The following is a 22,903-nucleotide window of genomic DNA, read 5'->3' as shown; positions in this document are numbered from 1 at the left end:
GTAAGGTCATAATTAAAATTATAAAAAAGTATATTAACAATTATAACTATTTATTTTCAATTCAATGAAGAGTAATGAAAAATGAAAAAGAAAATTGAGGAGTATACTGGCCCAGCTGCAGGTTGGGGTGCCGTTAAAGGTGTTGCTCAAGCGTTGCGTGGCCAAATGGAAATAGGCCATGATGTGATTGCAATGTTTGATATGAATAAAGTCGATGGTTTTGATTGCCCCGGTTGCGCATGGCCAGATCCTAAGCATACTGCATCATTTGATATCTGTGAAAATGGCGCTAAAGCTATTGCGTGGGAAGCTACATCAAAACGTACTACACCTGAATTTTTTGCTAAGCATACAGTGACGGAATTACTCAGTTGGGATGATTTTCATTTGGAAGACGAAGGGCGCTTAACACATCCGATGAAATATAATCCGCAAATAGATAAATATGAGCCAATTGAGTGGGATGAGGCATTTAAGCAGATAGGTGAAAAACTGCAAAACTATTCAGACCCTAATACTGTTGAGTTTTATACTTCTGGCCGTACATCCAATGAAGCTGCTTTTTTGTATCAGTTATTGGCTCGTGAATATGGAACTAATAACTTTCCTGACTGTTCTAACATGTGTCACGAACCTACGAGTGTTGGGCTAGCTGCATCCATTGGAGTAGGTAAAGCAACGGTATTATTGGAAGATTTTGATAAAGCGGATTTAGTGATTTGTATTGGGCATAATCCGGGTACCAACCACCCTCGTATGTTGAGTTCATTGCGTGAGGTTTCTAAACGCGGCGCTAAAATAATTGCTATTAATCCGTTGCGAGAGCGAGGTCTTGAGCGTTTTGCATATCCACAAGATGTCGTTGAAATGCTTACATTAGAATCAACACCTTTGGCTGGGCATTATTATAAAGTACGAATTGGTGGTGATACTGCTTTGATTAAAGGCGTGATGAAAGTACTCATTGAGCGTCATCAAACTGCGCTTGAAACAGGTCAGCCACCTATTCTTGATACCGATTTTATTTCAACCCACACTCACGGTTATGATGCCTTAAAAAATGATGTGTTAACCACAGGGTGGAAAGATATTTTACGCGTTTCAGGACTATCCCGTGAAGCGATTGAGGAAATTGCCGACCTTTATAGTGAAGCAAAAAATACCATTATTTGTTATGGCATGGGAATAACTCAGCACCAGCATGGTACGCAAAATGTTCAGCAACTGGTTAATTTGTTGCTATTAAAAGGTAATATCGGTCGTGAAGGTGCTGGAATTTGCCCGTTGCGTGGTCATTCTAATGTGCAAGGGGATCGTACTGTTGGGATCACAGAAAAACCAAGTAAGCATTTTTTGGATAAGATAGCACAACGTTTTGGTTTTCAGCCTCCAAGTGAATTTGGTCATGCTGCAGTGGCAAGTATGCAAGCTATCTCTGTGGGTAGTGCTAACGCATTAATCTGTATGGGTGGAAATTTAGCAGTTGCTATGCCAGATAAAGAAGCTTGTTACGCAGGTATGAAAAAACTCGATTTAGCTGTACATACTGCAACTAAACTCAATCGTTCCCATTTACTGACAGCTAAAAATACTTTTTTATTGCCGGTGTTAGGACGTAGTGAAATTGATAGGCAGGCGAGTGGCGCACAGTGCATCACAGTGGAAGACTCTATGTCTATGGTGCACGCTTCTAAAGGATTATTAAAACCCGTCAGTCCGTATTTAAAATCGGAATGTGCAATTGTAGCGGGTATTGCTAAAGCTACAATACCCGCAACTAAAGTTGAATGGGATAACTTCATTGATAACTATGATCTTATCCGCGATGCGATGGAAGTCATTTTACCTGATTTTGATAATTACAATGCACGAATTAAAATTCCTGGCGGTTTTCATCTTACCAATGCAGCTTCAGAGCGTCGTTGGTTAACTCAATCAGGTAAAGCTAACTTTGTGCCTACAGAAGGTGTAATTGAAGATCCAAAATCTGCGGTTAATAGTGAGTTGATACTTGCGACACTACGTAGTCATGATCAATATAACACCACCATTTATGGAATGAATGATCGTTATCGCGGCGTATTTGGTCAGCGAGATGTCGTCTTTATCAGTGAAGGTGAAGCGAAAAAACAGAAATTGAAAGCGGGTGATAAGGTTAATATTATTGCATTAGATAGCAATCAAAAACCGACAAAACGTCGCTTAGATAATTTGACGGTTGTGATTTACGATATGGCAGATCGTTCAGTTGCGACTTATTTTCCAGAAGCAAACAATTTGATTACGTTAGATAATTTTGACCCACAATGTGGTATTCCGGCATACAAAAATATTCCTGTAAAATTGGAAATTGTTATGTAATTGCTGATTCGGATTTGAGACAGTTAATCTTCGCTGGCTGACTCATTAAAAATACCCCATATGTTTAATCATTAACTATGGGGTATTTTTTAAGACTATTTTTTGGATGGGAAAAATTGGCTTATTAAAACAATGATAGCAATAAGTAAATAAGCAGCAAAAATACCAATTAGCCATTGTGGCATATCCAAACCTAAAAATGCCCATTGTCTTACTGCACAGTCACCCGAAGCTTCAAATACAGCAGGGACCCATTCTTGTAATGGCAGCCAATCTGGGAAATTGACAAAGAAATCACAAGATGCGAAAGGTGATGGGTAGAGCTGTAGCATGGTATGTTCCCATGCAAGTTCTAAGCCTCGCCATGCAGCATAAATCCAAATGATGATGGCAATCCAGCGGATTACTATGTTTCTTGGCGCAATGGCTCCCATTAAGCCTGCGGCTATAACACCGAGCAAAGCGACACGTTCATAAATGCACATAACGCAAGGTTGTAGCTTCATTACGTGCTGAAAATACAGCGCAGCACATTCCAGCATAAACGCCGTAAAGGCCATTAATAGCCATGCGCCTCGTCCTTGTGAGCAGTAGTTAAAAAATCTGAACATACTTAGATTCCCTAAATTAGTGATGTGCCATTTTGCCTCTAACCGACTGATAAAAAAAGCGTCAAAAATCAAATTAAAGGTTTTTTGAGTAGGCTTTACCTAACATTACAAAATAAGCCGCATAAAATCGCGGCTTATAAAGATTGATATCGTTAAGTTAATGCGCATTATATCCGAAAACTAAGGTAGTGAAACCCAACCAATGCTTTCCATCCAGTGAGTTATAGGGATTAACCATAATTCGACACCAAGTAAGCCTACAATAGTCATTACGATAGTATAAGGCAATGCCATCCATACCATACGACCATATGACAAACGAATCAGTGGTGATAATGCGGAGGTTAACAGGAACAAGAAAGCAGCTTGACCATTTGGTGTTGCAACGGAAGGTAAGTTGGTTCCCGTGTTAATTGCCACCGCGAGTAATTCATATTGGTGTTGTGAAACAAGCCCTTCATTAGCGGCTTTTAATGCTTCCGTAATATATACCGTACCAACAAATACATTATCTGAAACTGCGGAGAGTAATCCGTTAAATAAATAAAATAGTGATAATTGAGAGGATTCGGAGGATTGCAGAACATACTGAATAAATGGTGTAAATAATTGTTGATCAATAATAACGGCGACAACACTGAAAAAAACAGTTAATAGTGCAGTAAAGGGAAGAGCTTCTTCAAATGCTTTACCTAATGCATGCTCTTCTGTGATCCCGCAAAAAGTGGTCGTTAAAATAATGACAGAAAGGCCGATAAGTCCTACTTCAGCAAGGTGAAATGCGAGAGCTAGAATAAGCCATACACCGATTAAGCCTTGAACAATTAACTGAGCCAACTCTTTTTTAGTACGCTTGGCACTCATTTTTTTATCATGTTCAGTTAATATCTGGCGCACTGTTGAGGGTAATTCTGTTCCGTAACCAAATAATTTGAATTTCTCGACAAGATAACAAACTAATAAACCACAAATAAAAACAGGAACAGTGACTGGCGCCATACGTAGATAGAAGGTAATGAAATCCCAATTAACATGTTTGGCAATAATGAGGTTTTGTGGTTCACCAACCATCGTCATTACACCCCCTAAGGCAGTACCAATGCCAGCATGCATCATTATGCTACGTAAAAAAGCACGGAACTGTTCAAGGGTTTGTTTTTTCTCTACGGTATCAATGAAATTATCATTTTGTAGATCGGTATTATTGTGATGACTGGATGCGTATTGATGATAAATAGAATAAAAACCAATAGAGACACTAATAACGACGGCTATCACAGTAAGTGCATCTAAAAAGGCAGATAAAAACGCACTTGCTAAGCAAAATGATAACGATAGAATTCGTTTAGAACGGACGTTTATTAGTAGTTTCGTGAAAACAAACAGCAATAGCTGTTTCATGAAATAGATACCTGCCACCATAAAAATTAGTAAAAGAACAACCTCTAGGTTATTACTAATTTCATGGGAAATTTGTGCGGGTGTTGTCATTCCCATGATAACGGCTTCAATGGCGAGTAGGCCACCAGGCTGTAGTGGGTAACACTTTAATGCCATTGCTAATGTGAATATAAACTCAATAACTAAAAGCCAACCAGCAACGAAAGGGCTAACATAATAAAAAATAATTGGGTTAATAATTAAAAATAAAATAATTGCTAACTTGTACCAATCCGGTGAATTGCCTAGAAAATTTTTCAAAAAGGCTCTTTTTAAACTAAAATCCATTATGATTTGTTATCCTCTTTTGGGGATGTTGTGTGATGTTGCCCTACATAGTACGCTTATTTAAGTCCTTTTGCTAATAGATAATATATGAATTATATGGAATTTTTATGATTAACCGCATTGTTTATTGTGAGTCTAACTATCTCATTTTGTGGCAATCTGATATGCTTTCGTCTAAATCCGTCTAAAAATGTTTGGAATAATAAAAATATGGTAATTCGAGCTCAAAGTCCGGCAGGCTTCGCGGAAGAATATATAATTGAAAGTATTTGGAACAATCGATTCGCACCGGGAACAATTCTACCCGCCGAGCGCGAGCTTTCTGAACTTATTGGCGTGACAAGAACAACACTTCGCGAAGTATTACAACGATTAGCGCGTGATGGCTGGTTAACCATTCAGCATGGTAAACCAACAAAAGTGAATAATTATTGGGAAACGTCAGGTTTAAATATTCTTGAAACTCTCGCAAGATTAGACCATGACCGAGTTCCGCAACTGGTTGATAATTTGCTAGCGGTAAGAACAAACATTGCGGCTATTTTTATTCGTACCGCTTTTCGTAATAATCCAGAAAAATCTCTTGAAGTTTTATCTGGAAAAGACAAAGTTGAAGATAATTCCGATGCTTTTAGTGATTTAGACTACAATATTTTCCGTGGCCTCGCTTTTGCATCCGGTAATCCAATTTATGGATTAATTATTAATGGCTTGAGAGGGCTGTATACCCGAGTGGGACGCTATTATTTCTCGAACCCAGAAGCTAGACGCCTTGCTTTGAATTTTTACCAGCAATTATCTAATTTATGTCGCGAACAAGCGTATGACCGTATTATGGAATGTGTCAGAAATTATGGTAAGGAAAGTGGACTAATTTGGCATAGTATGCAAGGTAATATGCCCTCAGATTTAGCACTTATTCGTTAGAAATATTGAGTAAAGAAAATCCTATAATTAACCAGTTCAATATTTGTAACTGGTTTTTTTATCTCCGCTGTATCTTCGCAATATCCTCATATAGTTATTCCAAATAGGTTGAGCTTACTTTTCATCTTCATGTTTTGCTGATAACACAGTAATAAAACGACTTAATGAGTGTTAAATTCCATTAAATTAAAAAATATAAGCACAATAAACCATAGGTATTCGACGTCTAGAATTTAACGATAAATAGTATATCAATATAAAATCTCGCTTGATAAGTATAAAAGTCTGTATCTTTCTATTCATATTATAAGAATTAATTTAATTAATACTATATGATATTGATATATTTACATAATTTTTTTCATGTGATTAATGTCGTTAGCAGAATATATGATTGAATCGAGGGAATCTGATTTTTAATGGAATATTCGACTTTATTGTTAAAAATGTTAATCAACTGTATTGGAAAATGAAAACTAGAATATTATTCTATTGAGTAAATTATAGTCATGCGTAAGGTGGGTATATGAAAGTTATGGTCTTAGGCGCAGGTGTTATCGGTGTTACAACCGCATGGTATTTAGCCAAGCAAGGGCATGAAGTGATCGTTGTTGATAGACAACTCGATGTTGCAGAAGAAACGAGCGCAGCGAATGCAGGACAAATTTCACCTGGCTATGCAACGCCTTGGGGGGCACCAGGTATTCCAATAAAAGCAATAAAATGGATGTTTGAAAAGCATGCACCTTTAGCCATTAAACCTGATGGATCATTATTCCAATTACGTTGGATGTGGCAGATGTTAAAAAATTGCGATATTCAACATTACTCCATGAATAAAAGTCGTATGGTGCGCATCGCGGAGTATAGCCGTGATTGTATCCGGCAATTAAGAACGGATACTGGTATTAATTATGAAGGTCGTCAAGCGGGCACTTTGCAGTTGTTTAGAACAGAAAAACAATTTGATAATGCGGCTAATGATATCGCTGTTCTAAAGCAAGAGGGCGTTGCTTACGAATTGTTAACAGCAAATGAGCTAATCAAAGTTGAGCCTGCTCTTGAATATGTGAAAGATAAGCTTACTGGCGGATTGCGATTGCCCAATGATGAGACTGGTGATTGTCAGCAATTTACTAAAAAGCTGGCTAAAATGGCTCAAGCCGCAGGTGTGATATTTAAATTTGGCGCTAAAGTTGAACAAATTTTAACGGATGGTAATAAAATCAGTGGTGTAAAAATTGATGGTGAAGTGGTTAAGGCTGATCAATATGTTGTCGCTATGGGGTCTTATTCAACCGCGATACTACAGCAATTAGTTAAAATACCCGTGTATCCATTAAAAGGTTATTCATTGACGATGCCTATTTTAGATACACAACGAGCTCCTGTATCGACAGTGCTTGATGAGACTTATAAAATAGCGGTGACTCGTTTTGATGACCGCATTCGCGTCGGTGGTATGGCTGAAGTTGTGGGATTTAATTTAGATGTCTTGAAAAAGCGTTGTGAAACATTAAAGATGGTTGTGCAAGATCTGTATCAAGGTGGCGGTGATATAAATCAAGCTCAATTCTGGGCGGGGTTGCGTCCGATGACGCCAGATGGTACGCCAATTGTGGGTGCAACTGTTTACAGTAATCTTTATCTTAATACTGGCCACGGTACATTGGGTTGGACCATGGCTTGCGGTTCTGCAAAACTACTTGCAGATTTGATTTCTGGCAATAAGCCGGATATCAAATTCGATGATTTGTCAGTATTTCGATATGTAGATGGCTTTAATACAAAATTGGTATCTAGTGGACATTTATCGCCAGTACGTTAAATGGGCGGCTAAAAAACAGTGAGGATGATTATCCTCGATAATAAAGGAATTAATATGCCACGCCCAATCAGTGCGGTTATTCATTTACAAAATTTAACGCATAACTTATCCGTCGTGCGCAAACACATTGGGCAAGCCAAAATTTGGTCAGTGATGAAGGCTGATGGTTATGGTCATGGTATAAAACAAATTTGGCGTGCTTTACAAGAAACGGATGGTTTTGCTGTTTTAGATCTTAATGAAGCTATTTTATTACGAGAGGAAGGCTGGAAAGGCCCAATATTATTGCTTGAAGGCTTTTTTCAAGCACAAGATTTACTTGTGATTGAGCAATATCAGCTTGCGACAAGTATTCATAGTCAATGGCAGCTAGCCGCGATAGCAAAAGCACCATTGAAAACGCCAATATCGGTGTATATTAAGCTAAACAGTGGAATGAACCGATTAGGTTTTTCCCAAGATGAATATATGAATGTCATTAGTCAGTTAAATGCGATGGCAAATGTGGGTGAAATTACGCTAATGAGCCACTTTGCAAATTCTGACATTAAAACGGGTATAAAGACTCCGTTGCAACAAATTAGGCAATTTGACCATTTGTCTTTACCAACTTGCATAGCTAATTCAGGTGCTGCACTTTGGCACAGTGGGACACATTATGATTGGGTTCGTACAGGAATAATACTTTATGGCGCTTCGCCTAGTGGTAAATGGGCTGATGTGGTTGATCTAAATCTTAAAGCTGCGATGACGTTAAAATCAGAAATCATTGCTATTCATCAGATCAAAGCCGGGCAATCTATTGGTTATGGTAGTAAGTTCACTGCAACAAAATCGATGCGTATTGCAACAGTGGCTTGTGGCTACGCAGATGGCTATCCACGACATGCGCCAACGGGTACGCCTGTCTGGTGCCATGGCGCTAAACATGCGCTGTTAGGTGCGGTGTCGATGGATATGCTAACGATTGATGTTACTGATTGTCCTGATGCGAATATTGGCTCATCTGTGGAGCTTTGGGGAGAAAATATCCCTATCGATGATGTTGCTCAGATGGCTGGAACGATTGGTTATCAATTAATGTGTGCACTAGCCAAAAGAGTTCCTGTGAGCTATTAATATATTTGTATATAATACAGGTAATCATTCAATATAGATAAGTTTACCAATTTAGCTTTAAATGTGATTTATTAGGCTAATATTGGGAAATGTTCTATATTGCGTTAACATATCCTCTAATTCATTTTCATTTACTCTTGGATTTTGTATGTCTAAAACAATTAAATTAACAACACTAGCTGTCGCATTAGGTATGTTATCAAGTGCTGCAGTTGCAGGAACGTGGTCAGTAGGTGCGTCAGTTTTGGCTCAATCTACTCCCTATAAAGGCATCAAATCACGAGACTATGTAACGCCAGTCCCTGTCATTAACTATGAAGGTGAGAATTTCTATTTTCATACTTTAGCAGCAGGTTACTACCTGTGGAATGATGGTGTTGACCAACTGTCACTGGATGCTTATTACTATCCTCAGTTTTTCAAGCCTAAAGATAATGACGATAACGCGATGCGTGAGTTAGATCGTCGCCGTGATACCGTAATGGGCGGTTTTACTTATAAACATAAAGCTGATTGGGGTACATTAAGATTTATTGGTTCTGGTGATATGTTGGGGATTAGTAATGGTTTACGTGCTGAAACGGCATATCTCTATAGTTTCCAAGCTGACAAATGGACATTGACACCAGGTATCGGTATTAAGTGGGACAGTGAAAACCAAAATAGATACGAATATGGTATCTCTTCAAAAGAGTCTCGCAATAGTGGATTAAAACGTTACCAGCCAGGCTCTAGCTGGACGCCATTCTTAGAATTATCAGGTAATTATCGCTTTGATGAAAACTGGACAGCATTCGCTGCGGGTCGTGTTGACCATATGTCTAGTGAAGTCAAAGATAGTCCGATGGTGAATAAATCAGTGTCGGCTATTGTATGGACGGGCTTCACTTATACTTTCTAAGTGATGAACCTCGGATAAGTGTTCTATTACAGACTTATCAAAGTTAATATAAAAAACCCCAAAGGTAGATACTTTTGGGGTTTTGTTTTTTCTATTATTTTATCTATATTTTTATGCACTAGGCTTGAGGTTTGTTATCTCGACAAACCATGACTAATGATAAACGAGCAGGGTGCTGGGCTTCACTTATCATCGGTTTATTAATTCGGGCTGTTTCGACGCAGACCATCTGCTTATAACCATTATTTGGCATATCTTTCATACTGCAAGATAATTCAGCCCATGGATTCCAGCAAACGACATCACTATGATGATAATGGTGGATTTCAATGGTACGAGCCCAACCATCATCGCGTAATAAACTGTATTCTTCAGGTTCGGTATAAACACGGTCAGTCAATTTATTAAATTTGAGCGGTTCTGAAATATAAACTTCTTTATCAGCAACGGTATCTAAATAGTGATCGCCAAGGCCATAAACTGTCGCTTTTTGAATGTCACTTATATTGAAATAGGAATGTAAAGCGGCAGTCGCTTCAAAATCACCATAACTTTCTAATTCAAGCTCACAAGTTTCACCTAATTTCATTCGTAAGATTAATGTGAATTCATGAGGCCACAATTTACGACTGTATTCTGTATCCGTTAACGTGAAAGTGAGAATTACGCCGTCTTCATGTTCGTTATGAGCAGTAAATTTCCAAGGCAAAATACGAGCGAAACCGTGGCTAGGGCTGTTTACAGGACCAAACCAAGGCCAACAGATAGGAATACCCCCACGGATTGCAGTTCCTTCTTTAAATGCGCTCTCTGCGCTGAGCCATAAACAGGGTTTTTGTCCTGCTGGTTGCCAATCAATTAACTGAGCCCCTTGAAGGCTTACAACGCCTCGAACTTTTGGGTGAGAAACCACAATAAGAGGAAGTTCATCCAATTGGCGTTGAGTAATGTATGCAGAGACCTGTTTAATGACTGGTAATGCAAATAATTTATCGTGCATGATATTCCGCCTGTTTTGATGGGACAGAGACAGCAGTTTATTAGGTGGTGAAAGTATTATAGCGCTTCAAATGAATAAAGAATGATAAGACAAGAGATTGAAAAAAAGAAGTGATATATAACCATTTGATGCGATACAAAAGAGCCGCCATAAGGCGGCTCCGTAAACACTAATAACGTAATAGCTCTTATTTAGAGATATGTGAAATTAGGTCTAATACTTTGTTTGAATAACCAGTTTCGTTGTCATACCAAGCAACTAGTTTTACAAAGTTGTCGCTCAGAGCGATACCAGCTTTAGCATCAAATACTGAAGTCAGTTTTTCGCCGTTGAAGTCAGTTGATACAACTTCATCTTCGGTATAACCCAGAACGCCTTTCAGTTCGCCTTCAGATGCATCTTTGATAGCTTTGCAAATTTGAGCGTAAGTAGCAGGCTTTTCAATACGAGCAGTCAAGTCAACAACAGAAACGTTAGGTGTTGGTACACGGAATGCCATACCAGTCAGTTTGCCGTTTAACTCAGGGATAACTTTACCAACAGCTTTTGCAGCACCAGTTGAAGATGGGATGATGTTTTGAGAAGCACCACGACCACCACGCCAGTCTTTATGTGAAGGACCATCAACTGTTTTTTGTGTTGCAGTTGTTGCGTGAACTGTTGTCATCAACGCTTCAACGATACCGAAGTTATCATTGATAACTTTAGCCAAAGGCGCCAAGCAGTTAGTTGTACAAGAAGCATTAGAAACGATTTCTTGACCTGCATAGTTCTTATGGTTAACACCCATAACGAACATTGGAGTGTCATCTTTAGAAGGGCCAGTCAGAACAACTTTTTTCGCGCCAGCTTGGATGTGTTTGCGAGCAGTTTCGTCAGTCAGGAATAGACCTGTAGCTTCTGCAACAACATCAACACCCACTTCTTGCCATTTCAGGTTCGCAGGATCTCTTTCTGCAGTAACACGGATTTTTTTACCGTTAACGACTAAGTGACCATCTTTAACTTCAACAGTACCGTTGAAACGGCCATGAGTTGAGTCATATTTCAACATGTACGCCATGTAGTCTGCATCAAGCAAATCGTTGATAGCAACGATTTCGATATCTGAACGCTCTTGTGCAGCACGGAAAACGATACGGCCAATACGACCAAAACCATTAATACCTACTTTGATAGTCATAGTATTTCCACCAGCTATTTATTCGTGAATTAAGTTACAGTTAAAGTTACCAAAACCTTGCCAGTCGTCAAGCGGAATCGTGTCAATTATTGAAAAAAATCAATTCTGATACCACTAACTGCTTATTTGTTAGCCACTTTAGAGGCAAATATCGCCGCACGTATTATCGGGGTTGTGAGGCATAATGAAACCATCCATCAGTGATATATGTGATGCTGCTCACAAATCAAATGGGAAAGTGTGCTGCTTATTAGTCTAGAATAGTTTTACAAAAAATGTTGTTAAATTTTTGTTGTTTTAGAATTAGTGTATGATTGTGTTAATACCATCTTTTAATTTAAATACATGGGTAATACATGTCAAATAAAATCAAACAACCTATTGATTTATCTGATTTAAATGAAATGCAGCTCTATGTTACGCAGCAGGCAGGAACAGAGCCTCCTTTTAGCGGTCAATTATTACATAACCGTAAAGATGGTGTGTATGAATGCTTGTGCTGCGGTACGCCACTTTTCCTTTCTGAGACTAAATTTGATGCCGGATGTGGTTGGCCAAGTTTCTATGAACCAATCAAGGAAGGGGCGATAAAATATATTGAAGATGTCTCTCATGGTATGCATCGAATTGAAGTTCGTTGCCAAAACTGTAATGCGCATTTAGGGCATGTTTTTCCTGATGGACCACAGCCAACAGGGCAACGTTACTGTATAAATTCAGCATCGTTAAGTTTTTTGGATGATGATAATGGTGAAAAAACCTTAGGTTAGTGTATTTCATGATGCTGAAGCTTGCTGAACACCATAAAGATAAAATAGCAATATCGATTCAGCAAAATAAATGGAAAAAGAATTATTTAAACACTCAGTTTTGTAAGATTTATTTAAGGAGCACTCTTGTGAGCGTAGAAATAGATGCAGAACATATTGAACAGTTGCTTGCGGTGATGACACCTGAAATATACCAGCGTTTGGTAACAGCGGTAGAGCTTGGTAAATGGCCAGATGGGGTAGTATTAACGCCTGATCAAAAAGAACATAGCTTACAAATGGTATTATTATGGCAATCTCGCAATAACCATAATCCAGATCACATGACTGTCGGGACTGATGGACAAATTACCATGAAAAGTAAACAAGAATTAAAATCCATTTTTCAAGGTGATATGTTAGCAACACTGAAACCACAAAATCGTGATTGATTTTAAACTAAAAATGGCGCTTAACGCTGAGAAATGCTTTGCTTCTTAAGATTAAGATAATAAAAAGTGACGTTGTCACTGAGCGTGAGTGATGCGCATTCTGATTTATTGAGATAGTAAATAAGCGCTAAATGCGCTGCGCATGAAAGCAAGGCGCAGTTTGAATTTAACTTAACGCATTGAGAGCAATTAATTTAGCACCTGATTTTTGCATTTCGAGTAAGGCATTCTGGCTATCTTGCGCTGATAAATTCACACCACGACAGCCATCGGTTAGCACATCAACCTGATAACCCAATGTTAGGGCATCAAGCACTGTAAATTTAACACAATAATCTGTCGCAATGCCCATTACGATTAAGTGTGTGATTTGCTGCTGTTGTAGCCATTGATGTAAACGGGTTTGAGTGACTTGGTCATTATCAAAAAAGGCACTATAGCTATCAACTTGATGGTTTTCACCTTTAGTAAAAATTTCGTCAATGGCTTGTATGTTTAACTCAGGATGAAAGTCTGAACCTATTTCGCCTTGCACACAATGAACCGGCCACCAAACTTGTGGAATACCATTTAAGTCACCAATATCGCCAATTTGAGTACCTGAATTATCGGCAAAACTTAAATGTGTCGCGGGGTGCCAATCTTGGCTTGCAATAATTTTGATATTATTTTTTAGGCAGATATCAATCGCCTTATTGGCGGTATCGATGACTTTTTCGCTCTCTTGAACAGCTAATGCGCCGCCTGAACAAAAATCATTCTGTAAATCGACTAATAATAAGGCTGATTTCATTACGCTCTCAGTTCCTATATTGATTTATAGTGCTATTCATCTGCATAGCTTAGCTCACCGCGTAAATTATTTTGCATTAATTCACGGATATGTGATGAGGTATAATCTTGGCTAAGTAAATAATGTAATTTACTTAATGCGGCCTCGAATGTCATGTCATAGCCGCTAATTACACCAGCTTCTGCAAGGGCATGACCAGTTGCGTAGCCTTCCATATTAACTCTGCCAGAAATACACTGGGTCAAATTCACCACGATAATACCGCGATTAGTGGCTTCACGTAAGATGCGTAATAGCTCAGGCTGTTGTGGTGCATTACCGATACCATATGAGCGCAAAATCAATGCTTTTACTGGCTGTTGTAATATGTTTCGGACGATATCTATCGATAAGCCTGGGTAAAGTGTAACAACGCCTATCGGTTGTGGGGTGATGCGGTGCGTTTTCAATTCACCGATACCAATAGGTGCCGGGCACGTATTGTATGAGCGAATATGAATACCTGCTTCCATTAGTGGTGTGCAGTTAGGAGAACTAAATGCATCGAAACCATCCGCATGCGCTTTTACGGTTCGGTTTCCACGATAAAGCTTATTATTAAAAAATAATCCGACTTCATTGACTGGATAATTCGCGGCTAAATATAGCGCATTTAATAGGTTAGTTTGACCGTCGGAGCGTAATGCTTCTAATGGTATTTGTGACCCTGTCACAATAATCGGCTTCTTTAAGTTTTCAAACATAAAAGACAGAGCAGAAGCCGTAAATGCCATAGTATCAGTACCGTGTAGGATCACGAAGCCATCATATTGGTGATAGTTATGACTAATATCATCAGCAATATATTGCCAATCTTCAGGGGTAATATCGGATGAATCGATTAGTGGCTGAAGTTCTCGGATCGTAAACTCAGGCATTTCACTGCGATGGAATTCAGGCATTTTAGCTAATTGGGCTTGTAAATGGCCAGAAACGGGGATGTAGCCTTGAGCTGAGTGGCTCATTCCGATGGTGCCGCCAGTGTAGACAACATAAATCGATTTCTTCTGCATCTTTTTACCTAATCTTTTACCTAAGTCATGTACAGATAAGTTCAAATAAATCATGAACTGGATGTCAGGGATTTTGACTTATTTAATTGGGATTATCTACGGATAAAATAATATTTTATAGATTGATATACAGATACGGTGCTGTAACTCTAGATAAATCCCCCTCATTTGATTGAGGGGGCAATATTTAGTTAATGTCAGCGCAGTTCAGGCAAAATGCATATCGATTTTGTGGATCATTCATTTTTAAAAAGAATTGTGCTTGTTGGCGGATATCAGTTGCAACGGCAGGAGGCAAGAACGCTTGCAACATATCGGGCATCACGGCCTGTACATTTGTGGTTAGCTCAAGGAGGAGTTGATCCATAAATGAAAGCTCAGGTGACATCCAATCGAGTTCAACGGAATCAAGTTTGGCAAGCTCAGCGGCTTTTGATACAGCATCATCAAAGTCTCCGAGTTCATCAACTAAACCATTTTTTAAGGCATCTTGACCAACCCATACACGACCTTGTGCAATTTTATCTATTTCCGCTGGTGTTTTATGACGAGATTTAGCCACTAAGCCAATAAATGTTTCATAGCCATTTTCGATAGTTAATTGCATCATGTCTGAAAACTGAGGAGTGATACCTTTTGTTAGTGAAAGGTCTGCGAGTGGTGAAGTTGATACACCATCAGTATAGACACCGATAGTTTCTAAGGTATTTTCGAATGTGTTGATCACACCAAAGATCCCAATAGAGCCGGTAAGTGTGCTTGGGCTAGCAATAATGTAATTGGCAGGGGTTGATACCCAATAGCCTCCAGATGCAGCCATTCCTCCCATAGACACAACTATAGGTTTACCTGCTGCGCGGACAGAGGCTAATTCACTGCGGATTAAATCTGAGGCACTGACACTTCCGCCAGGGCTATTTACACGTAAAATAATGGCTTTAATGTTGTCATCAAGTCGAGCATCACGAATTTGTGAAGCAATAGTATCGCCGCCTGCGATCCCAGCTGTTTGCGGTCCATCCATAATGGCACCTTGTACAACAATAACGGCAATATTACCCGTTTTATTTGTTGAGGTATCAGCTGTTTGAACCGAATAATCATAGATACTAATGCTGTTAAATTGCTTATCCTCTTTATTCCAACCAAAGTGTTTAGTCAAAATATTTTCAGATTCTTCATGGGTGTAAATTTTATCTACTAATTTTTGTTTTAGTGCATATTGTGCACTACTACCTTTATTGGCACGTAACTGATTCAGTATCTCATCGGCACCCGGAAAAATTTGTTTATCCGTTGTATTCCTGTTGGTTGCTAAGGCCGAAAGATAATTGTTCCATAATGCATTTAACCACTGTTGGTTTGCTTCACGTGCTTCAGGTGACATATTGTCACGCATCATAGGCTCAACGGCTGATTTATATGTGCCAACACGAAAAATATGACTGCTAACTTTTAAGGTTTCTAGTAGCGATTTATAATAAATACTGTTGGTAGAAAAGCCCAAGACACTCACAGAACCTTGAGGTGATAGATAAATATCATCAGCAAAACTGGCTAAATAATATTGAGGTTGGCTAAAATTATCACCGATGGCGTAAACAGGTTTACCCGAGGCTTTGAATTCTTTAATCGCTTTGCCAATATAAGCAAGAGATGGTTGATCTGCACCGACTAAGTTATCTAAACGCAGTACCATACCGGTGATCCGGTCATCATTCTCTGCGTTACGTATGGCATCAACAATATCAAATAGTGAATTTTCCTGCATACGACTATTTGATGTGCCAAGAAGCTCTCTGCTCATTCGCCCAAAAGGGTCGGGCGCTGAAACTTGATCAACAATAACACCTTGAAGATCGACATAAAGTGCACCAAAATAATTTTTTTCGGGTTTAGAATCAGATTGATATAATACAACTGAACCTATTACCACAAAGAACAACACAATAAAAATAGTGTTGAATACGAGTTCCCTAATAAAATTCAGTATTCGCCAGCTAAATTTAAAGACGGTGGCGATAATTTCCCATATTTGGCGCATAACTTCTCCAGAACGTAATCGATACAGTTTTGTATGTTTAATAATACAGTTGTACGTAAATCAAACACATTATTATTCATAACAAAACGGTTATGAGAGAGGTACAATGTGATGATTATATTTTTCAATACATACAAATGATACAATTCAATGAATTAATAAAGTAATTGGTACACACTTTTGCTGATACGAGCCACTTAGTCAATGATATCAGATGGATTAAGTTTCACGGACAGCAACAAATAACAAATATATAAAGTGAGTATGATTCCTCGTTTAAACGACTATCATATCAGTTTACGCTTAATCGGAGACGAAAATGGATGCTTTAACCCTTTTGTTGAATCGCCGTTCAGCTTCAAGGCTGACAACACCAGCCCCACAAGGTGAAGAATTAGAAAATATACTCGCGGCGGGGATGAGAGCCCCTGATCATGGTTCATTGCGACCGTGGCATTTTATAGTGATGCAAAATGAAGGGATCGCAAAATTTAGTCAACTCCTTGAAAAAGCTGCAATAGACGGGAAATTAGGTGCTGAAGTGGAAGAAAAAGCACGTAATGCACCTTTTCGTGCACCGCTAATTATAACAGTTATTGCTAAAGTTCAAGATCATCCTAAAGTACCGCAATGGGAACAAATAGTGGCAGCAAGCTGCGCGGTACAAGCTATGCAAATGGCTGCTGTTGCTCAAGGATTTGGTGGTATTTGGCGTTCTGGCTCATGGACTGAGCATACTGTTGTTCGCGAAGGTTTGGGTTGTGAAGAAAATGACCATATTGTGGGTTTTCTGTATTTAGGAACACCTGAACTAAAAGCACCAGTTAAAGTTCAACGTCCTGATATGACAGGTTTTGTAACGCATTTTTAAAGAGATTAAAATGACTGAAAAAATTAGATTAACGCAATACAGCCATGGTGCTGGTTGTGGATGTAAAATTGCGCCAAAAGTGCTTGAACAAATTCTACATACAGAGTAAGCCAAATTTCATGATCCACATTTGTTAGTGGGCAATGAAACAAAAGATGATGCTGCAGTTTATGATTTAGGTAATGGGATTGGTATCATCAGTACGACTGACTTTTTTATGCCGATTGTTGATTCACCTTTTGAATTTGGTCGTATTGCGGCAACAAATGCAATTAGTGATATTTTTGCAATGGGCGGTAAGCCGATTATGGCGATTGCCATTTTAGGTTGGCCAATTGCGAAGTTACCACCTGAAGTTGCCCGCGAAGTGATTGAGGGTGGTCGCGCAGCTTGTGCTGATGCAGGGATCTCATTGGCGGGTGGACATTCGATTGATGCACCAGAACCTATTTTTGGTTTAGCTGTGACTGGCGTGGTGAATACTGCTTATGTGAAGAAAAATAGTGCGGCTACAGCCGATTGCGAGCTATTTTTAACCAAACCACTCGGGATTGGTATTCTGACCACCGCTGAGAAAAAAGGCGTTTTATCACCTGAACATCAAAACCTTGCATCTGAAACAATGTGCCAATTAAACAAATTAGGTGCAGTGATTGCTCCGCTTGATGGTGTTACTGCGATGACTGACGTGACGGGATTTGGACTATTAGGTCATTTAAGTGAAATTTGTGAAGGCTCTGGTGTTCGTGCACAAATTTCATTTAGTAAAGTACCTAAACTTGCGGATGTAGAAAAATATATTGAAGCGGGTTGTGTGCCAGGCGGAACTCAACGTAATTTTGATAGTTATGGTCATCTTATTGCACCAATGACCGATTTACAGCGTAAATTACTTTGTGACCCACAAACTTCAGGTGGATTACTGATTGCAGTGAAACCTACAGAAATAGCTAAAATTAAAGACATTGCACAGCAGCAGGGTGTTTTGTTACAGTCTATCGGTAAATTATTACCCCATAGGGACAATGGACCTTTAATTGAAGTGATAGATTAATTCATGCGTTTGTTTATTGCGGAAAAGCCCAGCCTTGCTAGGGCAATTGCGGATGTATTACCAAAACCTCATAAACGGGGCGATGGTTTTATTCAATGTGGTGATGGTCAAACAGTGACATGGTGTATTGGCCATCTATTAGAGCAAGCTGAGCCGGACGCTTATGAGCCGCGCTACGCCCGTTGGAATTTACAAGATTTGCCAATTATCCCGGATAAATGGCTATTAAAACCGCGGCCCTCAGTAACCAAACAACTGAAAACAATTGAAGTGCTATTAAAGCAAGCAACTGTCATTATCCACGCAGGAGACCCTGATAGAGAAGGACAGTTGCTGGTAGATGAAGTTCTCGATTTTTTAAAGCTACCCGATGAAAAAAGAAAGACAGTTAAACGTTGTCTGATTAATGACCTTAATCCACAGGCCGTAGAAAGAGCAATAGAGCGATTAAGAGAAAACCGTGACTTTATCCCTTTGTGTGTATCAGCATTAGCTAGAGCACGTGCTGATTGGCTTTACGGTATTAATATGACTCGAGCCTATACATTATTAGGCCAACGAGGTGGCTATCAAGGTGTTCTGTCAGTTGGGCGTGTCCAAACTCCGATTTTGGGGCTGGTCGTTCGACGTGACGAAGAAATAGAAAATTTTATTTCCAAAGATTATTTTGAAGTTAAAGCGCATATAGTGACACCACTGGATGAACGCTTTGTGGCAACATGGCAGCCAAGTGAATCTTGTCTCGACTATCAAGATGAAGAAGGTCGCTTATTTCATCGTCCATTAGCTGAGCATGTTATTGCACGCATTGAAGGTAAACCTGCGATTGTCACGCAATATCAAGATAAACGTGAATCTGAAATCGCGCCGTTACCATTTTCTCTTTCTGCGTTGCAGATTGAAGCGGCTAAAAAATTTGGCTTAAGCGCTCAGGAAGTCCTCGATATTTGTCAGCGCCTATATGAAACCCATAAGCTTATTACCTATCCGCGTTCTGATAGTCGATATTTACCCGATGAGCATTTTGCTGGGCGTCATTCTGTGCTTAATGCCATTGCAGTGCATCAACCTGAGCTTACTGAGTTTGAATTACCTGAATTAGACAAAAAAAATCGTTGTTGGGACGACAAAAAGGTCGATGCCCACCATGCGATTATTCCTACGGCTAAAACATCTGCTACGAAGCTAACAGAATATGAAGCTAATATTTATCAGTTAGTCGCTCGTCAATATATTATTCAATTTATGTCTGATGCCGTTTATCGAAAATGCACAATCGATTTAGAAATCGAAAACGGTAAATTTAATGCTAAAGCACGGTTTCTTGCAGAGGCGGGTTGGCGAGTCGTACTTGGTGGTAAAGAGCGCGATGCAGAAAATGATGGGATGCCATTACCTGTTGTGAGTAAAGGTGATGAGCTATTGTGTGAGAAGGGGGAAGTGATTGAGAGACAAACTCAGCCACCTAGACCTTTTACTGATGCAACATTGCTGTCGGCTATGACTGGTATTGCTCGATTTGTTCAAGACAAAGCATTAAAAAAAGTATTGCGTGAAACGGATGGTTTGGGAACGGAAGCGACTCGAGCGGGTATTATTGATTTACTATTCAAAAGACAGTTTTTGTTTAAAAAAGGTCGAAATATTCACTCATCTCCTGCTGGTAGAGCGTTAATTCATGTGCTACCCGATATGGCGACATTGCCAGATATGACTGCTCAGTGGGAATCTCGACTAACTCAAATTAGTGAGAAACAAACCCGTTACGATGATTTTATGCAACCACTAAGCCAAACACTGATTCAACTGATACATCAGGCCCGTCAATATACAAATTTGCGTGCTTTTAGAGAGTTACCACCGGTTGCAGCAAGCAAAGGCACTAAAAAAGTCACTAAAGTCAAAAGTGATAAAAAAAGTAAAAAGAAAAGTGATTAAAATTGAATAATTAAATTTAAAAAGGAGCCAATGGCTCCTTTTTTGTATTTCTACAAGCATGAACTTATTTTGTTAAATTAAACTCAGCCCAAACTGGTGCATGATCAGACGGTTTTTCCATTCCTCGAATTTCATAATCAATACCGGTTTCAGTGCACTGTTCGGCAAGCTTTTTAGACGCTAGAAGTAAATCTATTCGTAAGCCACGGTTATCGTCAAAACCTTTAGAGCGGTAATCAAACCATGAATAACAATCTGATACATTAGGGTTTTTAGCGCGATAAGTATCGACTAATCCCCAATTCATGAGTCTATCAAGCCATTCCCGCTCTTCTGGCAGAAATGAACATTTCCCTGTTTTTAACCAGCGTTTACGATTGACTTCACCAATACCAATATCTAGGTCGGTATGGCTAATATTCAAATCACCCATAATAAGAAGTTGAGAGTCTTCAGTTTGTGTAGTGGTAATGTAGTCTTGTAAGTCGCGATAGAATTTTTCTTTTGCTGGAAATTTAGTCGGGTGGTCGCGACTTTCACCTTGAGGGAAGTAACCGTTAACAATTGTCAATAAGCCTTGGTTTGTTTCGATATCTGCCATGATGATACGACGCTGAGCATCTTCATCATCGGTAGGAAAGCCTTTCCTTACGGCAATAGGTTCATTTTTTAATAGTAATGCGACTCCATAATGGCCTTTTTGTCCGTGATGGTAAACATGGTAGCCAAGTTTACCGACTTCTTCATGAGGAAACATATCATCATGGACTTTAATCTCTTGTAGGCCTATCACTTCAGGTTGATGTTTTTCAATGATAGCAGCAAGTTGGTGGGGGCGAGCTCTTAGGCCATTAATGTTAAAGGAGATGAATTTCATGATCATTGTACCTATTATTTTTTAGTTATCACTTTAGCTGATTCTACCAGAGGATAAGAATAGTGTAACTATCAAATATATTTTTATAGAGTAATTTATAATTTATTAGACAAATTTAAATTTGATTAAATATAAAATGTTTATTCTTAATTAAAAAATAATTATTAATATTATGATTAATAATTATTTTTTTCATTTAAAGTCAATTGGTTATTTGTATTTTAATGTGATTTAATAGTGGAGTCATAAAAAATAATCAAATGAAACAATATTATATATTGCTTTGCTATGTTGGAAAATATAAAAATACTTTTAAGAAATATTGTTATTCATTTAATGAAAATTTAAATTTAATTTTTAATTAGATGTTTAAGATTATGGACTGACTTACAAATGATTGTTTTAAAAATAATCATGTTAGTTAATATTTTAATAAATAGTGGGGTCATAGATATGTTCTTTTCAAGAAAATTAGAGGCGTTTATGGCAGTTGTCGAAAATGGCTCGCTAAGCAAGGCGGCAAGGGTGATGAACCGCACGACGCCACCTATCGCTAAATCAATAAAAGATTTTGAAACTAGCCTAGGTAAGCGACTTTTTAAACGAGAAAAATTTGGAATGACATTAACTAAGGATGGCCAGGAGCTTTATAACGATCTTAGGGATTTATACTTACAAGAAAAAGAAATAACAAAAAAACATTTTTCTGGATATGTTGTCAATGAAGCTAATATTTATTATGACTGGGGTAAGGAAAATCATTTAATTAATCTTTATCAGGCTGCTCATCAAAATAATGTTCAAGTTAACATTCTAAGGTTTAATTATGATGAGGTGGATGAAATTATTGATTATGATGGTAACACCCTAATTTTAAGCTCAGAGCTCGTTATTAGCGAACGTTTTTCTTTACAGCGGAAAATAGAAAACTCACCACTAGGAATATATTGTAGAAAAGAACTGTATGAAAAATTTAATTCTAACGTGACTGAATTACTACAAAAAAGTACATGGTTATGTGACCCTGCTTTTTATAAAAGCGCCTTGATGGCAGATTTGCTTGCAAAAGTCGAAACGACAGATAGTAAATCAAGTATTAGGCAAATGGATAATATTGGGTGTTGTCAGAGTTTTATACAGGATGGTGATTTTATTGGGATTATTGATCATTACCCTGAAGATGAGCTAAATGATAAATCTTTAATTTACTTATCATTGAATCGCATGTTAGAGCTAAGTAACTGCTATATCTATAAATCTAAGGCACATTCAAGTGTTTTAAATCGTTTTATGGGAGTTGTTGACAGTTTAGGTAAAAAACAATCTTAGATGGTGGTGGGAGAAGGATTCGAACCTTCGAAGTCGATGACGGCAGATTTACAGTCTGCTCCCTTTGGCCGCTTGGGTATCCCACC

The 22,903-nt window shown here is 38.6% G+C and carries 18 protein-coding genes, 1 tRNA gene and 1 pseudogene; 11 read left to right on the top strand and 9 right to left on the bottom strand.

Annotation, left to right across the window (positions count from 1 at the left end):
• The first annotated feature begins 81 nt into the window (after positions 1 to 81).
• Complete coding sequence (locus tag ACTH6U_RS09165; protein WP_441832058.1) at positions 82 to 2,361, top strand: FdhF/YdeP family oxidoreductase; 2,280 nt, start codon at positions 82 to 84, stop codon at positions 2,359 to 2,361.
• A gap of 95 nt (positions 2,362 to 2,456) precedes the next feature.
• Here ACTH6U_RS09165 and dsbB read toward each other — a convergent pair whose 3' ends face one another.
• The gene (gene dsbB / locus ACTH6U_RS09160) at positions 2,457 to 2,972 is read right to left on the bottom strand and encodes a disulfide bond formation protein DsbB (RefSeq protein WP_294105977.1); all 516 of its coding nucleotides are present in this window, start codon (positions 2,970 to 2,972) and stop codon (positions 2,457 to 2,459) included.
• Positions 2,973 to 3,152: 180 nt separating this feature from the next.
• Entirely contained in the window at positions 3,153 to 4,700 is a 1,548-nt protein-coding gene (gene nhaB / locus ACTH6U_RS09155; protein WP_441829177.1) for a sodium/proton antiporter NhaB, read from the bottom strand.
• Between the two features lie 210 nt (positions 4,701 to 4,910).
• Between nhaB and fadR the strand changes: the two genes are divergently transcribed.
• From fadR to ACTH6U_RS09135, 4 genes are all read left to right on the top strand, one after another.
• Positions 4,911 to 5,627 carry a fatty acid metabolism transcriptional regulator FadR gene (gene fadR / locus ACTH6U_RS09150; RefSeq protein ID WP_294105983.1) on the top strand — a complete coding sequence of 239 codons (717 nt, stop codon included), beginning with the start codon at positions 4,911 to 4,913 and terminating at the stop codon, positions 5,625 to 5,627.
• A 526-nt stretch (positions 5,628 to 6,153) separates the two neighbouring features.
• Positions 6,154 to 7,455, top strand: coding sequence for a D-amino acid dehydrogenase (locus tag ACTH6U_RS09145; RefSeq protein WP_434719029.1), 1,302 nt, complete (start codon positions 6,154 to 6,156; stop codon positions 7,453 to 7,455).
• A gap of 54 nt (positions 7,456 to 7,509) precedes the next feature.
• Positions 7,510 to 8,574 (top strand): alanine racemase, encoded by a 1,065-nt coding sequence (gene alr / locus ACTH6U_RS09140; RefSeq protein ID WP_434719028.1) that lies wholly within the window; start codon positions 7,510 to 7,512, stop codon positions 8,572 to 8,574.
• A 148-nt stretch (positions 8,575 to 8,722) separates the two neighbouring features.
• Complete coding sequence (locus tag ACTH6U_RS09135; protein ID WP_294105992.1) at positions 8,723 to 9,475, top strand: MipA/OmpV family protein; 753 nt, start codon at positions 8,723 to 8,725, stop codon at positions 9,473 to 9,475.
• Between the two features lie 118 nt (positions 9,476 to 9,593).
• Here the strand turns inward: ACTH6U_RS09135 and ACTH6U_RS09130 are convergent, their stop codons facing one another.
• Entirely contained in the window at positions 9,594 to 10,475 is an 882-nt protein-coding gene (locus ACTH6U_RS09130; RefSeq protein WP_294105996.1) for a D-hexose-6-phosphate mutarotase, read from the bottom strand.
• A gap of 187 nt (positions 10,476 to 10,662) precedes the next feature.
• The gene (gene gapA / locus ACTH6U_RS09125; RefSeq protein ID WP_294105998.1) at positions 10,663 to 11,658 is read right to left on the bottom strand and encodes a glyceraldehyde-3-phosphate dehydrogenase; all 996 of its coding nucleotides are present in this window, start codon (positions 11,656 to 11,658) and stop codon (positions 10,663 to 10,665) included.
• 356 nt (positions 11,659 to 12,014) lie between these two features.
• Between gapA and msrB the strand changes: the two genes are divergently transcribed.
• Together msrB and ACTH6U_RS09115 are read left to right on the top strand one after the other, a co-directional pair.
• Positions 12,015 to 12,428, top strand: a complete 414-nt coding sequence (gene msrB / locus ACTH6U_RS09120) for a peptide-methionine (R)-S-oxide reductase MsrB (RefSeq protein ID WP_441832057.1) — start codon at positions 12,015 to 12,017, stop codon at positions 12,426 to 12,428.
• A 128-nt stretch (positions 12,429 to 12,556) separates the two neighbouring features.
• Positions 12,557 to 12,859 carry a YeaC family protein gene (locus ACTH6U_RS09115; protein WP_441832056.1) on the top strand — a complete coding sequence of 101 codons (303 nt, stop codon included), beginning with the start codon at positions 12,557 to 12,559 and terminating at the stop codon, positions 12,857 to 12,859.
• Between the two features lie 166 nt (positions 12,860 to 13,025).
• Here the strand turns inward: ACTH6U_RS09115 and pncA are convergent, their stop codons facing one another.
• The 3 genes from pncA to sppA form a co-directional block, all read right to left on the bottom strand.
• Entirely contained in the window at positions 13,026 to 13,652 is a 627-nt protein-coding gene (pncA, locus tag ACTH6U_RS09110) for a bifunctional nicotinamidase/pyrazinamidase (protein WP_441832055.1), read from the bottom strand.
• Positions 13,653 to 13,684: 32 nt separating this feature from the next.
• Positions 13,685 to 14,704 carry an asparaginase gene (gene ansA, locus ACTH6U_RS09105; protein WP_294106009.1) on the bottom strand — a complete coding sequence of 340 codons (1,020 nt, stop codon included), beginning with the start codon at positions 14,702 to 14,704 and terminating at the stop codon, positions 13,685 to 13,687.
• Positions 14,705 to 14,891: 187 nt separating this feature from the next.
• Complete coding sequence (sppA, locus tag ACTH6U_RS09100) at positions 14,892 to 16,748, bottom strand: signal peptide peptidase SppA (protein WP_441832054.1); 1,857 nt, start codon at positions 16,746 to 16,748, stop codon at positions 14,892 to 14,894.
• 319 nt (positions 16,749 to 17,067) lie between these two features.
• Between sppA and ACTH6U_RS09095 the strand changes: the two genes are divergently transcribed.
• The 3 genes and pseudogenes from ACTH6U_RS09095 to ACTH6U_RS09085 all read left to right on the top strand — a co-directional run bounded on the left by ACTH6U_RS09095 (position 17,068) and on the right by ACTH6U_RS09085 (position 20,611).
• Complete coding sequence (locus tag ACTH6U_RS09095) at positions 17,068 to 17,619, top strand: NAD(P)H nitroreductase (protein ID WP_441832053.1); 552 nt, start codon at positions 17,068 to 17,070, stop codon at positions 17,617 to 17,619.
• Positions 17,620 to 17,629: 10 nt separating this feature from the next.
• Positions 17,630 to 18,673, top strand: a pseudogene (gene selD, locus ACTH6U_RS09090) (selenide, water dikinase SelD).
• Between the two features lie 3 nt (positions 18,674 to 18,676).
• The gene (locus ACTH6U_RS09085) at positions 18,677 to 20,611 is read left to right on the top strand and encodes a DNA topoisomerase III (RefSeq protein WP_441832052.1); all 1,935 of its coding nucleotides are present in this window, start codon (positions 18,677 to 18,679) and stop codon (positions 20,609 to 20,611) included.
• A gap of 64 nt (positions 20,612 to 20,675) precedes the next feature.
• On the opposite strand, the gene xthA is transcribed toward ACTH6U_RS09085, so the two are convergent.
• On the bottom strand, positions 20,676 to 21,488 hold the full coding sequence (gene xthA, locus ACTH6U_RS09080; protein WP_294106021.1) for an exodeoxyribonuclease III: 813 nt from the start codon (positions 21,486 to 21,488) through the stop codon (positions 20,676 to 20,678).
• Positions 21,489 to 21,941: 453 nt separating this feature from the next.
• Between xthA and ACTH6U_RS09075 the strand changes: the two genes are divergently transcribed.
• Entirely contained in the window at positions 21,942 to 22,817 is an 876-nt protein-coding gene (locus ACTH6U_RS09075; protein WP_294106192.1) for a LysR family transcriptional regulator, read from the top strand.
• 1 nt (position 22,818) lies between these two features.
• Here ACTH6U_RS09075 and ACTH6U_RS09070 read toward each other — a convergent pair.
• A tRNA-Tyr gene (locus ACTH6U_RS09070) sits at positions 22,819 to 22,903 on the bottom strand.

This window comes from Providencia sp. (assembly GCF_052096715.1).
GTDB lineage: Bacteria > Pseudomonadota > Gammaproteobacteria > Enterobacterales > Enterobacteriaceae > Providencia.
The sequence above is the reverse complement of the archived record's forward strand: the minus strand, read 5'-3'. Positions and strand labels throughout refer to the sequence as shown.